Origin of the sequence: Cellulomonas fengjieae, from assembly GCF_018388465.1 — a bacterium.
GTDB classification, from domain to species: Bacteria; Actinomycetota; Actinomycetes; order Actinomycetales; family Cellulomonadaceae; genus Cellulomonas; species Cellulomonas fengjieae.
The window spans coordinates 2,195,526-2,209,354 of the sequence record NZ_CP074404.1 but is presented as its reverse complement, the minus strand read 5'-3'; the positions used below and the strand labels follow the sequence as shown (position 1 = coordinate 2,209,354).

Annotated in this window: 11 protein-coding genes; 8 read left to right on the top strand and 3 right to left on the bottom strand. The window is 73.2% G+C overall.

Annotated features, from left to right (window positions below):
* Positions 1-6 precede the first annotated feature (6 nt).
* Positions 7-552, bottom strand: coding sequence for a hypothetical protein (locus KG102_RS10235; RefSeq protein WP_243884231.1), 546 nt, complete (start codon positions 550-552; stop codon positions 7-9).
* 120 nt (positions 553-672) lie between these two features.
* Here KG102_RS10235 and KG102_RS10230 point away from each other — a divergent pair, with 120 nt between their 5' ends.
* The 5 genes from KG102_RS10230 (at position 673) to KG102_RS10210 (ending at position 4,983) form a co-directional block, all read left to right on the top strand.
* Complete coding sequence (locus KG102_RS10230) at positions 673-1,797, top strand: DUF4192 domain-containing protein (protein WP_208289061.1); 1,125 nt, start codon at positions 673-675, stop codon at positions 1,795-1,797.
* A gap of 92 nt (positions 1,798-1,889) precedes the next feature.
* Entirely contained in the window at positions 1,890-2,282 is a 393-nt protein-coding gene (locus KG102_RS10225; protein ID WP_208289062.1) for a universal stress protein, read from the top strand.
* A 207-nt stretch (positions 2,283-2,489) separates the two neighbouring features.
* On the top strand, positions 2,490-4,034 hold the full coding sequence (locus tag KG102_RS10220; RefSeq protein WP_249667278.1) for an RNA polymerase sigma factor: 1,545 nt from the start codon (positions 2,490-2,492) through the stop codon (positions 4,032-4,034).
* A 111-nt stretch (positions 4,035-4,145) separates the two neighbouring features.
* On the top strand, positions 4,146-4,505 hold the full coding sequence (locus KG102_RS10215) for an ArsR/SmtB family transcription factor (RefSeq protein ID WP_208214411.1): 360 nt from the start codon (positions 4,146-4,148) through the stop codon (positions 4,503-4,505).
* Positions 4,492-4,983, top strand: a complete 492-nt coding sequence (locus tag KG102_RS10210) for an SRPBCC domain-containing protein (protein ID WP_208214410.1) — start codon at positions 4,492-4,494, stop codon at positions 4,981-4,983. The genes KG102_RS10215 and KG102_RS10210 overlap by 14 nt, the downstream gene beginning before the upstream one ends.
* 107 nt (positions 4,984-5,090) lie before the next feature.
* Here KG102_RS10210 and KG102_RS10205 read toward each other — a convergent pair whose 3' ends face one another.
* On the bottom strand, positions 5,091-5,300 hold the full coding sequence (locus KG102_RS10205) for a DUF7455 domain-containing protein (RefSeq protein WP_208214442.1): 210 nt from the start codon (positions 5,298-5,300) through the stop codon (positions 5,091-5,093).
* A gap of 167 nt (positions 5,301-5,467) precedes the next feature.
* On the opposite strand from KG102_RS10205, the gene KG102_RS10200 reads away from it, so the two are divergent.
* Together KG102_RS10200 and KG102_RS10195 are read left to right on the top strand one after the other, a co-directional pair.
* On the top strand, positions 5,468-7,594 hold the full coding sequence (locus KG102_RS10200) for a DNA gyrase/topoisomerase IV subunit B (protein WP_208214409.1): 2,127 nt from the start codon (positions 5,468-5,470) through the stop codon (positions 7,592-7,594).
* Positions 7,595-7,754: 160 nt separating this feature from the next.
* Positions 7,755-8,477 (top strand): lysoplasmalogenase, encoded by a 723-nt coding sequence (locus tag KG102_RS10195; protein ID WP_249667277.1) that lies wholly within the window; start codon positions 7,755-7,757, stop codon positions 8,475-8,477.
* A 7-nt stretch (positions 8,478-8,484) separates the two neighbouring features.
* Here KG102_RS10195 and KG102_RS10190 read toward each other — a convergent pair whose 3' ends face one another.
* On the bottom strand, positions 8,485-10,959 hold the full coding sequence (locus tag KG102_RS10190) for a DNA gyrase/topoisomerase IV subunit A (protein WP_208289064.1): 2,475 nt from the start codon (positions 10,957-10,959) through the stop codon (positions 8,485-8,487).
* A gap of 104 nt (positions 10,960-11,063) precedes the next feature.
* Between KG102_RS10190 and KG102_RS10185 the strand changes: the two genes are divergently transcribed.
* Positions 11,064-13,817 (top strand): bifunctional acetate--CoA ligase family protein/GNAT family N-acetyltransferase, encoded by a 2,754-nt coding sequence (locus KG102_RS10185; protein ID WP_208289065.1) that lies wholly within the window; start codon positions 11,064-11,066, stop codon positions 13,815-13,817.
* Positions 13,818-13,829 lie beyond the last annotated feature (12 nt).

Sequence of the window (13,829 nt, the reverse complement as noted above, 5' to 3'; positions counted from 1 at the left end):
GGCAGCCTACGGCGCCGTGCTGCGGATCCGACCGCCGAGGGTGAGGGTCCGCTCGCCGTCGCGGTCGAGGATGCCGACGACGACGAGCTCGGCGCCGTCGCCCCGGGAGAACGTGGACTGCACGGCCAGCCCGGGCTCGGGGACCGGCGGAGCGCCCTCGGCGAAGCCCGCTGCGACCAGCGGTCCCCGGACGGCGGCGAGCAGACCGGCCGCGTCCTGGGTGGTCCGGAGGTTGAGGCTGATCGCCGTCAGGTCCGTACCCGCTACGGGCTCAGCGGACGAGAGCAGCATCTGCGCCCCCTCGGGCACGGGCAGGACGTCGGAGGGGAAGCCGTCGGCCAGCTCGCCGACCGCCGAGTGCTCGTCGCCGCCGCCGTCGGGCAGGAGCGTCTCCGTCGGGACGGGGGTGAGCACCGGTCGCGCGCTGCTGGTGGCCTCCTGACCGGGTCCGCTGGTCGAGCAGGCGGCGGTCGACGCACCGAGCACCAGTGTCACCGCGATGCAGGCGAGCCCGGACCGGGTGCGCGCTGGGATGAGCACGGGACGGGGCATCGCGACAGGCTATCCGCCCGGCGCGCACCGAGACGCCCACATGCCCCGTGATCGCGGGCCGCGTGCACAGGTCGCGCCGTGCCCGGCCGCCGCATGCCGCCGGTCCTGTGGGCTGACGCCATGCAGACCACGACGCTCCGCGTGAGCGAACCTCGGGAGATCCTCGCGCTCGTCCCGCACCGCCTCGGGTTCCGGCCGAGGGACAGTGCCGTCGCCGTCAGCCTGCGCCCGCCCCGAGGGGAGGTCGGCGTCGTCATGCGCGTGGACCTGCCGCACCTCGCGGACCCGGTCGACGGGCCGTTGCTCGCACGGACGCTCGTCGCGCATCTCGGTCGCGACGCGGCCCGCCGCGGGGTCCTCGTGCTCTACACCGACCGGGACCCCCGCGGCGAGCACGGCCCGGCACAGCGGGCCGCCGAGCACGTCGCCGAGGCCGCCGCGGAGGCGCTGGGGGAGATCCTCGTCTGGGTGGTCACCCCGGAGGGCTACCTGGCGCTCGACTGCACGGACGACTGCTGCCCGCCGGGTGGTCGACCGCTGCGGGACCTGGACTCGACGCAGGTGGGCGCCACGCTCGTGCTGGCCGGCTCGGCGGTGGCCGACTCGCGGGAGGACATCGCCCGGATCCCTGCGCAGAACGCGGAGGTACGGCGATCCGTGGCGCGCGTCCGGCGGCGCTGGGAGAGCAGACGGGACCAGGCCGTGGTGACGAGCGTGACCGCCGCGACGCGGTGGCGGGAGGACTCGCTGCTCGCCTGGCGTGCGGGCGTCCGGCTCGTCGAGTCCGGCGGTCCGGGGTCCGGGGGAGCACCGTGGGGGCGGATCGAGGCAGGGCTGGCCGACCGCCGCGTCCGGGACGGCGTGCTCGTCGCGCTCGTCCCCGGGACGGGCGACCTGCCGGAGCGCTGCGTGCGGAGCGTCCAGCCGACCGCGGAGCTCGACGCCGCCGTCGGTGCGGCGATGGGCCTGATCCTGGACCCCCGGGTTGGCGTGGTCCCGCCGGAACGCGCGACGTCCGTGCACGAGCAGGTCCTCGAGGCAGTGGTCGCCCGCGGGAGGACGGGGGAGCAGGCTCCCGCGCTGACGCTGCTCGCGCTGCTGGCGTGGTGGCGCGGTGACGGCGCACGGGCGCGCGTGCTGCTCGACGGCGCGCTCGACGCCGACGCCGAGCACCGGCTCGCGGAGCTGCTCGACGACGTCCTGCGCGCGGCGATACCGCCCGGATGGGTCAGGCACGGCGACTGACCTGCGCCGGGATCCCGCCTGTGAGGTCGTGGCAGCCCGTCCGCTCGGGTAGCGTCACGCAGACAAGGACGTGTGTGCGACGAGGGGGACCGATGGGCATCGTGGTCGGCTATCTGGCCACTCCGGAAGGTCGGGCGGCCCTCGGGGCGGCGATCGAGGAGGCACGCCAGCGCGATACGCGCGTCGTGGTCGTGGTGAGCGAGCGCCCGGACGCTCCGGAGGAACAGCGCAACGCCATCGAGGCGGAGCTCGACCGGGTCCGGGCGCAGCTGTCGTCGGCCGACGTCGACCACGAGGTGAGGCTGCTCACGGGCGGCGACGTGGCCGACGACCTCATCGCGACCGCGGAGGAGATCGGCGCCCAGCTGGTGGTCCTCGGGCTGCGCCGGCGGAGCCCGGTCGGCAAGCTGATCCTCGGGGCCAACGCCCAGCGCGTGCTGTTCGACGCCCCGTGCCCCGTGCTCACCGTCAAGCCGGATCTCTGAGGGCCCTGCAGGCACGCGTGTCCCGGCCCTTCCGACCACGGGAATCTCTCGCCCTCCCCGGTCGTTGACCAGGAGGAACCCGTCCGAGATCGTTCCGGACGGCCGTGTTGTGGTGCCCGTCATCGCGCCGAGCGGCCCTCAGGGTCGGTACAATATCCATCTACCTCCCGGCCCCGTTCCGGGTGTCGCGCTGCCGAAAGGTCGTTCGTGTCGTCCCAGACCCCGCATCCCGCTCTTCCGCGTGAGTTCGAGCACCCCGCCCTCCAGGACCTTGTCGTGCGCGGTCGCACCCACGGCTCCGTCGGCGCCGAGGAGCTGCGTGCCGCGTGCGAGCAGGCGGACGTCCAGGACGCCAAGCGTCTGCGCGCTGTCGTCCGCGGCCTGTCCACCGCCGGCATCGGCGTCCGTGAGCCCGCGGTCCCCGCCCGCGCCGTCGCCGCGACGAGCGCCAAGGCTCGCCCGTCGGCCAAGGCCGTCGTCGCAGGCGAGGGCGCTGCCGCTGCCAAGCCGGCCACCCGCACGAAGGCGGCCCCCAAGACCGCCGCGGCCAAGCCCGCGACCAAGGCAGCCGCGAAGGCTGCCGGTGCCAAGACCGCCCCCGTCGGGGACGAGGTCGAGGTTGTCGACGGGGACGAGCCGGACATCGAGGCGATCGAGGAGGTCGTCGTCGAGGCGGTCGACGTCGTCGAGGTCGTCGAGGACGCCACCGAGTCGGACGACGAGGACTCCGAGGACGGCGAGAAGAAGCCCGCCGCCAAGGAGGAGGAGAGCGAGGACAGCGGCTTCGTCTACTCCGACGCGGACGACGACGACGCCCCGGCCCAGCAGGTCGTCACGGCCGGCGCGACGGCCGACCCGGTCAAGGACTACCTGAAGCAGATCGGCAAGGTCGCGCTGCTGAACGCCGAGCAGGAGGTCGACCTTGCCAAGCGCATCGAGGCGGGCCTGTTCGCCGAGGAGCGGCTGAACGCGGGCATCACGATGGAGCCCAAGATCAAGCGCGAGCTCGAGTGGATCGCGAACGACGGCCGTCGGGCCAAGAACCACCTGCTCGAGGCCAACCTGCGCCTCGTCGTCTCCCTGGCCAAGCGCTACACCGGTCGCGGCATGCTGTTCCTGGACCTGATCCAGGAGGGCAACCTCGGTCTGATCCGCGCGGTCGAGAAGTTCGACTACACCAAGGGCTACAAGTTCTCGACGTACGCCACGTGGTGGATCCGTCAGGCGATCACGCGCGCCATGGCCGACCAGGCCCGCACCATCCGCATCCCGGTGCACATGGTCGAGGTCATCAACAAGCTGGCCCGCGTCCAGCGGCAGATGCTCCAGGACCTGGGCCGCGAGCCCACGCCCGAGGAGCTCGCCAAGGAGCTCGACATGACCCCCGAGAAGGTCGTCGAGGTCCAGAAGTACGGTCGCGAGCCCATCTCGCTGCACACGCCGCTCGGTGAGGACGGTGACAGCGAGTTCGGTGACCTCATCGAGGACTCCGAGGCCGTCGTCCCCGCGGACGCCGTGAGCTTCACGCTCCTCCAGGAGCAGCTGCACCAGGTGCTCGACACGCTGTCGGAGCGCGAGGCCGGCGTGGTGTCCATGCGGTTCGGCCTCACGGACGGCCAGCCGAAGACGCTCGACGAGATCGGCAAGGTCTACGGCGTGACCCGCGAGCGGATCCGCCAGATCGAGTCGAAGACGATGTCGAAGCTGCGTCACCCGTCGCGGTCGCAGGTGCTGCGCGACTACCTCGACTGACGCCTGCAGCGCTGATCGAACGACGAAGGCCCGGACCGGGTGGTCCGGGCCTTCGTCGTTTCCGCGTCCGTAAGTATTGACTAACCGTTAGTGACTGCTTACCGTTGACGCGTGAGCGAGACAGAGACTGACACGGTCCTCCGAGCGCTGGCCGAGCCGCGGCGTCGCGACATCCTGACGGCGCTGGCGCGCGACGAGGTCCCGGTGGGACGGCTGGCCGAGGAGTTCGACGTGACGCGCAGCGCCGTGAGTCAGCACCTTCGCGTGCTGGAGGACGCCGGGCTGGTGACACGCAGGACCGAGGGGACCCGCAACTTCTACCGGTCCCGCCCTGAGGGCCTTGCCGGTCTGCGCGCCTACCTGGACAGGACGTGGGCGGCTTCCCTGGACACGGCGCGCCGCCTCGTCGAGGCGGACGCCGGCGTGGTGGATGCGAACGGCCAGGAGGGGAGCGACCGTGCCACCGCGTGAGGTCGTGACGGCGCCGCCGGTCCGCCAGGCGACCACCGTCCGGGCCGACGTCACCCGCACGTTCGACGTGTTCGTCCGGGAGATCGGCCTCTGGTGGCCGGTCGAGCCCTTCTCGACCGGGAGAGACCGCGCGCGCGACGTGTCCGTCGAGCCGCGACTGGGCGGCAGCGTCGTCGAGACATGGGACGACGGGACGGTGCGCCCCTGGGGCCGGCTCGTGGCGTGGGACCCGCCGCGCGGCTTCACCATGTCATGGCTGCTCACGCCGGAGCCCACGGAGGTGGAGCTGCGCTTCCAGGCGCTGGGCCCCGCGCTGACCCGGGTGTCGGTCGAGCATCGCGGCTGGGAGCGGATGACCGAGGAGCAGCTGGGCGGTGCGTGCGCGCTGCCCGAAGGCTATCGGGGCGGCTCGTACCTGCGGGGGTGGGGGATCATCCTCGGCCGGCTGGCTGTACGCGTCGACGAGGGTGCGCCGTGAGTGGGTCCGGGGTGCTCGCCTGACGGGGCGAGCCCGTCGAGAGGCGAGACAGACGCGACGAGGCCCGGACCAGCAGGTCCGGGCCTCGTGTCGTCAGGTCTGGTCGGTCAGCTCGCGGCGCCGGCTCCGGCTCCGTGCTCAGCCAGCAGGCGGTCGGTCTCGTCCTGCACGTGGGTTGCCATCTCGGCGAACTTCGGGGCGTGCTCGCGCGCGTGGTGCGCGCAGAAGAGGAGCTCTCCCACCGAGAGAACAACTCGGACATAGGCCTGTGCGCCGCAGCGGTCGCAGCGGTCGGCCGCGGTCAATGGATGCGTCATGGTCCCGGTCACAGATCCATAGAACCATCCCGCCGGCCGTTCGAGCGCACCAAGGGCGTGTGGTTCGCTCACCGCGTAGCAGACTGTGACCGTGCTGCAACACTGCCGTTGCTGCCCAGCGGCATGGTGCCGCCGCGCGCGAAGGCTCGGCGGCTACCATCGGCCCCGTGACGACGACCTCCTCGCAGTCCGGCTACACCGCCCGGCACCTCTCGGTGCTGGAGGGTCTCGAGGCGGTCCGCAAGCGCCCCGGCATGTACATCGGCACCACGGACAGCCGTGGCCTCATGCACTGCCTCTGGGAGATCATCGACAACTCCGTGGACGAGGCCCTCGGCGGCCACGGTGACCGCATCGAGATCGTGCTGCACGCGGACTCCTCGGTCGAGGTGCGCGACAACGCGCGCGGCATCCCCGTGGACATCGAGCCGAAGACCGGCCTGACCGGCGTCGAGGTCGTGTTCACCAAGCTGCACGCCGGTGGCAAGTTCGGTGGCGGTTCCTACGGCGCGTCCGGCGGGCTGCACGGCGTCGGTGCGTCGGTGGTCAACGCCCTGTCGGCACGGCTCGACGTCGAGGTCGACCGGGGCGGCCGGACGCACCGCATGACGTTTCACCGCGGCGAGCCCGGCACGTTCGACGACCGCGGCGGCATCGGCCCCGACAACCCGTTCGAGCCCTTCGTCTCCGGGTCCGAGCTGGAGGTCGCCGGCAAGGTCGCACGCGCGCGGACCGGAACCCGCGTGCGCTACTGGGCGGACCCGCAGATCTTCCCGAAGACGGCCGTCTTCGCCTACGACGAGCTGGTCACGCGCGCCCGCCAGACCAGCTTCCTGGTCCCCGGCCTGACGCTGACGGTGCGCGACGAGCGGGGGATCCCGGGCACGCCCGGAGCCGACGGCCCGCACGAGGAGACGTTCCTGCACAGCGGCGGCGTCGTCGACTTCGTGGACCACCTGGCGCCCGACACGGCGGTGACGGAGACGTGGCACCTGACCGGCTCCGGGGCGTTCACCGAGACGGTCCCGGTGCTCGACGAGCGGGGCCACATGACCGCGCAGGAGGTGGCCCGGACCTGTGACGTCGACATCGCGCTGAGGTGGGGCACCGGCTACGAGACCGAGGTGCGCAGCTTCGTCAACATCATCTCGACGCCCAAGGGCGGCACCCACCTCGCCGGGTTCGAGGCCGGGCTCCTGCGCACCATGCGCAAGGCCGTCGACGCCAACGCGCGACGCCTGAAGATCTCGGCGCGGGACACCTCCGAGCGCATCGAGAAGGAGGACGTCCTCGCCGGCATGACGGCCGTGGTGACGGTCCGCCTCGCGGAGCCGCAGTTCGAGGGGCAGACCAAGGAGGTGCTCGGCACCGGTCCGGTGCGGGCGATCGTCGCCAAGGTCATCGACAAGGAGCTCGGCGCGATCTTCGTGTCCCCCAAGCGGGACCACAAGGCGCAGTCGTCCCTGCTGCTGGACAAGGTCGTCGGCGAGATGCGTGCGCGGCTGTCCGCCCGCAAGCAGAAGGAGATCTCCCGCCGCAAGAACGCCCTGGAGACCTCGTCGCTGCCGGCCAAGCTGGCCGACTGCCGCAGCGACGACGTCGAGCGCAGCGAGCTGTTCATCGTCGAGGGAGACAGCGCGCTGGGCACCGCCAAGCTCGCGCGCAGCTCCGACTTCCAGGCGCTCCTACCGATCCGCGGGAAGATCCTCAACGTCCAGAAGGCGTCCGTCACGGACATGCTGAAGAACGCCGAGTGCGCCGCGATCATCCAGGTGGTCGGCGCCGGGTCGGGCCGCTCGTTCGACCTGGAGGCGGCGCGCTACGGCAAGATCGTGCTGATGACCGACGCCGACGTGGACGGCGCCCACATCCGCACCCTGCTGCTCACGCTCCTGTTCCGGTACATGCGCCCGCTGGTCGAGGCTGGGCGCGTCTTCGCCGCCGTGCCGCCGCTGCACCGCATCGAGGTCATCGGCGGGGGTGGGCGCAAGAACGAGTACGTGTACACGTACTCGGAGGCCGAGCTGGTGGCGACGCTGAAGAAGCTCGACCGTGCGGGCAAGCGCTACAAGGACGACATCCAGCGGTACAAGGGCCTGGGGGAGATGGACGCGGACCAGCTGGCGGAGACCACCATGGATCCGCGACACCGCACGCTGCGCCGCGTGACCGTGGAGGGTGCCCAGCGCGCGGAGGAGATCTTCGAGCTCCTGATGGGCTCCGACGTCGCGCCTCGCAAGGACTTCATCGTCGCCGGGGCCGACGCGCTCGACCGCAGCCGCATCGACGCCTGACCTGCCGCGCCGCCCCCGCCAGGGAGACGGAGCCCCGACGGCGCACCCCGGCACCGCGCGCGCTAGCATCGGCGCGGCGGTACGACGACGTGCCGCGTGTCTGCCGCCGGACGCGGGTGTCCGGTGTCGAGGGAGGGTCGTAGTGAGACGGTCTGTGTCCGTGGCTGCGTGCGTCTGGGCTGTCGTGTTCGTGGCACTGGTGGGCGTCCATCTGGTGGCGTTGCTGGCGGGGGCCGACGACCTCGCGACCGTGAGCCAGTGGACGCTGATGCCGGCGCTCGCCGCGGTCGTGGCGACCGCGACCCGGTGGCCCCGCGGTCGGGTCGTGACGTGGACGCTCGTCGCCCTCGGGTTCTCCTGGCTCGGAGACCTGCTGCCCTCGCTCGTCGGCGAGGACACGTCGTTCCTCGTCATGGTCGGGTGCTTCCTGTTCGCGCAGCTGGCGTACGTCGTCGCGTTCGCGCCCGCGGCGCGCCGGTCCGTACTGCACACCCGTCGCGTGCTGCTGATCCCGTACGCGGTCGTCCTCGTGGGGCTGATCGCGCTGTGCGCGCCGGGCGCGGAGGCCCTGCTGGTGCCGGTCGCGGTCTACGGCGGCGTGCTGGTCGCCATGGCGGTGCTCGCCACCGGTCTCGGACGCATGGCGGCCGTCGGCGGCGCGGTGTTCCTGGTCAGCGACTCGCTGATCGCGCTCGAGGCGTTCGTGCCCTGGTGGGACCTCGCCGGCCAGGACTTCTGGGTGATGCTCACCTACACGGTCGGCCAGGGGCTGCTCGCCGCGGCCGTGGTGCGCGGCAACCTCACCGAGCGCCGGACACCGACGCCGGTCCGCACGAACACGCAGCGCCCGCCGGTCCCCGACAACGTCGTCGCGTTCGTCTGATCGGGCATCACCCCAGGGCGTGCACCGGCGCCAGCAGCGGCGCGCCGGACCCGTCCCGGCGCTGGTCGACGGGCGGCAGGTCGACCGGCTGCCCGGCCGACCCCGTCGCCCACGCCGGCGCGGCGCCGACCCAGCCCAGCAGCACGGTGTCCTCGCCGCGCAGGAACCGGTGCGCGCGCACGCCACCCGTCGCCCGGCCCTTGCCGGGGTAGAGCTCGAACGGCGTGACCTTCGCGGAGCCGGTCTGGGTCCCGGGCAGCGCGTCCGACGCACCCGCGACGGTCACGACGACCGCATCGGCCACGGCGTCCGCGGCGACGGCGCCGAACGCGACCACGCGCTGGCCGGGGGCGACCTTGATGCCCGCCATGCCGCCCGCGGCGCGTCCCTGCGGACGCACGGCGGACGCCGGGAAGTGCAGCAGCGACGCGTCGGAGGACAGCAGGACCAGCTCGTCGGTGTCGCGCACGGCGACCGCACCGACCACCTCGTCGCCGTCCTTCAGCGAGATCGCCTCCCACGCGTCCCGGTTGCCCGGGATGTCGCCGGACGTCACCCGCTTCACCGTGCCCTGCGCGGTGGCCAGGGCGAGCGTCGGCGCGTCGGCGGACAGCGACGTCAGGCCGACCACCCGCTCGCGCGGCAGCAGCGTGACCACCTCACCGAGCGGCACCCCGCCCGACAGGGAGGGCGCGCCGTCGGTGGGCGGCAGACCCGGCAGGTCGAGCACGGAGACGCGCACGATCCGCCCCTGCGAGGTCACGACGCCGATCTCGGCTCGGACGGTGGCCGGGACCGCGGCGGTCACGACGTCGTGCTTGGCCCGCCGTGCGCCCGGGACGCGTGCCGGCAGGTCGTCGGACGCGGTGCGAGCCAGGAGCCCGGTGCCCGAGAGCAGGACCCAGCACGGCGTGTCCGCGATCTCGAGCGGCGCCGCTGCGCCGCGCGCCGCGGGAGCGCCCGTGATCGACGTGCCGCCCGCCGACTCGAGCAGGATCGTCCGCCGTGGCGTCCCGTACGTCGCGGCGACCTCGGCCATCTCGTCCGACACCAGCCCGCGCAGGCGGCTCTCGTCGGCCAGGATCGCCTGCAGCTCGGCGATCTCCGCGAGCAGCTGCTGCTGCTCCTTCTCCAGCTCGATCCGGGAGAAGCGGGTCAGGCGCCGCAGTCGCAGCTCGAGGATGTACTCGGCCTGCGGCTCGGACAGGTCGAAGACGGTGCGCAGCCGGGCCCGCGCGGTGTCCGCGTCGTCGGACGTGCGGATGACCTGGATGACCTCGTCGATGTCCAGGATCGCGACCAGCAGGCCCTCGACCAGGTGCAGTCGCTCGAGGCGCTTGGCCAGGCGGTGCTGCGAGCGGCGGCGGACCACGACGAGGCGGTGCTCGACCCACACCACCAGCAGCTCGCGCAGGCCCAGGGTGCGCGGCTGTCCGTCGACCAGCGCGACGTTGTTGATCGAGAACGAGTCCTCGAGCGGCGTGTACCGGTAGAGCTGCTCGAGCACGGCCTCCGGGTGGAACCCCGTCTTGATCTCGATGACGAGCCGTAGGCCGTGCGCGCGGTCGGTCAGGTCGACGGCGTCGGAGATGCCCGAGAGCTTCTTGCTCTGGACTCCCTCCTTGATCTTCTCGATGACCTTCTCCGGGCCCACCGTGTAGGGCAGCTCGGTGATGACGATGCCCTTGCGCTTGGCCGTGACGTTTTCGATCCGCGCCGTGGCGCGGGTGCGGAACGCCCCCCGACCGGTGCGGTACGCCTCGCGGACGCCCTCCAGCCCGACGATCTTGCCGCCCGACGGCAGGTCGGGGCCGGGCACGAAGCGCAGCAGGTCGTCCAGCGTGGCGTCGGGGTGCAGGACCAGGTGGCGCGCGGCGGCGATCACCTCGACCAGGTTGTGCGGCGCCATGTTGGTGGCCATGCCGACGGCGATGCCGCTGGCGCCGTTGACCAGCAGGTTCGGGATCGCGGCCGGCAGGACGTCGGGCTGCGTCAGCTTGTTGTCGTAGTTCGGCACGAAGTCGACGACGTCCTCGTCGAGGCCCGTGGTCATCGCCAGCGCCGCCGGCGCCATGCGCGCCTCGGTGTAGCGCGGCGCGGCGGGTCCGTCGTCGAGCGACCCGAAGTTTCCGTGGCCGTCGACCAGGGGCAGGCGCAGCGAGAACGGCTGCGCCAGCCGCACCATGGCGTCGTAGATGGCGGTGTCGCCGTGCGGGTGCAGCTTGCCCATCACCTCGCCGACCACCCGGGCGGACTTCACGTACGGCCGGTCCGGGCGCAGGCCCATGTCGGACATCTGGAAGAGGATGCGGCGCTGCACGGGCTTGAGCCCGTCGCGGGCGTCGGGCAGGGCGCGCGAGTAGATGACCGAGTAGGCGTACTCGAGGAACGAGCCCTCCATCTCGGTCGCGACGTCGATGTCGACGATGCGCTCGACGAGGTCCTCGGGCGGGAGATCGGGGGTCGCGGGGCGACGCGCCATGGGTGCTGCTCCTCGGGGGCGGACTGCGGTGCGCCGACCATTGTGGACCGTCGGCGCGGCCCGGTGTGCCGCGGCGCGCGGCCGACCCCACTAGCGTGACCGTCATGGCAGACGTCACGGCTGACGACATCGCGGCCGATCGGCCCGGGGGCCGCCCGCGACAGGGTCCGCCGTACCCCGCCGCGTGGGAGGCCGACGTCGTCCTGCACGACGGCTCGACCACGCACGTGCGCCCGATGCGCCCGGACGACGCCGACGCGCTGCAGGCGTTCCACGTCGGGCAGTCGCAGCGCTCCACCTACCTGCGCTTCTTCGCCCAGATGGAGCGGCTGTCGGAGCGGGACCTGGACCGCCTGGTCAACGTGGACCATGTGGACCGCGTCGCCCTGGTGGCGGTCTCCGCCTCGGCCGACCAGGGCGCCGACCAGATCATCGGCGTGGCGCGGTACGACCGCTCCGGCCCCGACGAGGCGGAGGTCGCCTTCAACGTCGCCGACGCCCACCAGGGGCGCGGCCTCGGCTCCGTGCTGCTCGAGCACCTCGCCGCGGCGGCCCGCGAGCGCGGCGTGCGCAGGTTCGTGGCGGAGGTGCTGCCGCAGAACGGCCGGATGATCTCCGTGTTCAAGGAGGCCGGGTACGAGGTCCGGCAGCGCACCGAGGACGGCGTCGTCGCCGTGGCGTTCGACATCGACCCGACGGACCGGTCGCTCGCGGTGATGTCGGACCGCGAGCACCGGGCGGAGGCCCGCTCCATGCGCGGGCTGCTGCACGCGGGCTCGGTCGTCGTGGTCGGCCCCGGTGCGGATTCGGCCGAGACGCTCGCGGGGCGGCTCGCCTCGCGCGTCCTGGAGGACATCGTCGCCTCGGACCCGGCAGCGGTGGTGCACGCGATCGGGGTCGCGGGCGCCCCGTCGGTGCCGGTTCGCACGCGGCTGAGCGACATCACCGGGCCGGTCGACCTCGCCGTGGTCGCCGTGCCGGCCACGGACACGGTCGACGTGGTCCGGCACCTCGCGCGCCTGGGCGTGCACGGCATCGTGCTGCTCACGGCCGGGTTCGCCGAGCAGGGTCCGGACGGGCTGGACCGGCAGCGGGCGATGCTGCGCGCCGCCCACGGGGCCGGGATGCGCATCGTCGGCCCCGCCTCCTACGGGATCATCTCCACGCGCGACGACGGGCTCCGGCTGAACGCGTCGTTGGCGCGCACGCCGCCGGTCGTGGGCCGGATCGGCCTGTTCTGCCAGTCGGCGCCCCTGGCGGTCGCGCTGCTCGGCTCGGTGCGGCGCCGGGGGATCGGGGTCTCGCAGTTCGTCTCCGCGGGCCACCGCGCGGACGTGTCGGGCAACGACCTCATGCAGTTCTGGACCGACGACGACCGCACCGACGTCGTGGGCCTGTACCTCGAGTCGCTGGGCAACCCCCGGAAGTTCTCCCGGGTGGCGCGGCGGCTGTCGTCGACCAAGCCGGTCATCGTCGTGACGGCGGGGCGATCGGGCCAGGTGGTGCCGCCCGGGCACGCGGTGCGCCCCACGCACGCGCCACCGCGCACGCTTGCGGAGATGCTCCGCCAGAGCGGGGTCGTGCAGGTGGAGAACACCCACCAGATGCTCGACGTGGCGCAGGTGCTCGCCCACCAGCCGCTGCCCGCAGGTCGGCGCACGGCGATCCTGGCCAGCTCCGCGTCCGTCGCCGCCCTCGTCGCCGAGGCCGCGGCCGCGGCCGGGCTCGTGGTCAGCGGGCACGTGCAGCTGCTACCGGAGGATGCCCCGGCCGACCAGGTCCAGGCAGCCGTCGACGCGCTCTACGGCGACCCGGACAGCGACGTCGTCGTCGTGGTGCGCATCCCGACCGTGGGCGACCCCGACGTCGGGCTGCAGGAGGCGGTCGCGCGCGCGGCGGCGCGCTCCCGGCGCACCACCGTGGCGTGCATCTACGACCTGCACGGCATCACCGCCGAGCTGACCGGACGGGACGACGACGGTCGGGAGTGGACGGTCCCCGCCTACAGCACGCCGGAGGACGCGGCTCTGGCCCTCGGGCACGCGGCGCGGTACGCGCAGTGGCGCGCGGCGGACCGCGGTCGGCCGCTGCACCCGGAGGGGGTCGACCTGCGTGCGGCGCGTCGGCTGGTGACGGGGTGGCTCGCGGAGGCGTCGGGGGACGCGGTGCTCGGGCTCGACGACGAGCGCACGGCACAGCTGCTCGCCACGATCGGCGTCCCGGTGCTGCCGTCGACCCGGGTGCGGGACGCCGACGAGGCGGTCGCCGCCGCGGAGCGCATCGGCTGGCCGGTGGCGCTCAAGACCACCGTCCCGGCGCTGCGGCACCGGGCGGACCTGGGGGGAGTGCGCCTGGACGTGGCCGACGAGGCCGAGCTGCGGGCGGACGTCGCGCAGGTGCTCGACCTCGCCGCGGGGTTCGAGGGTGGCGGTCTGGACTCGCCGCTCGAGGTCCAGGCGATGGCGGAGCACGGGTCGGCCTGCGTCGTGCGATCCGTGGAGGACCCGCTGTTCGGTCCGATCATCAGCTTCGGCCTGGCGGGCGACGCCTCGGACCTGCTCGGCGACATCGCGTACGGGGTCCCGCCCCTGACCGACGTCGACGTGTCCGAGCTGGTCCGGAACGCCAGGGCGGCCCCGCGACTGCTCGGCTACCGAGGTCTTCCCGCGCTCGACGTCGGGGCGCTCGAAGACGTCATCGCCCGCGTGGCGGTGCTCGCGGACGACCTGCCGGAGCTGCGCTCGCTCGAGCTCAACCCGGTGGTCGTCTCCGAGCACGGCGCCGTGGTCCTGGGTGCCCGTGCGTCCGTGTCCCGGGCGGACCGCGCGGACGCCACCCGGCGCCTGCCGAGGGTGTGACGCTGTGCACGG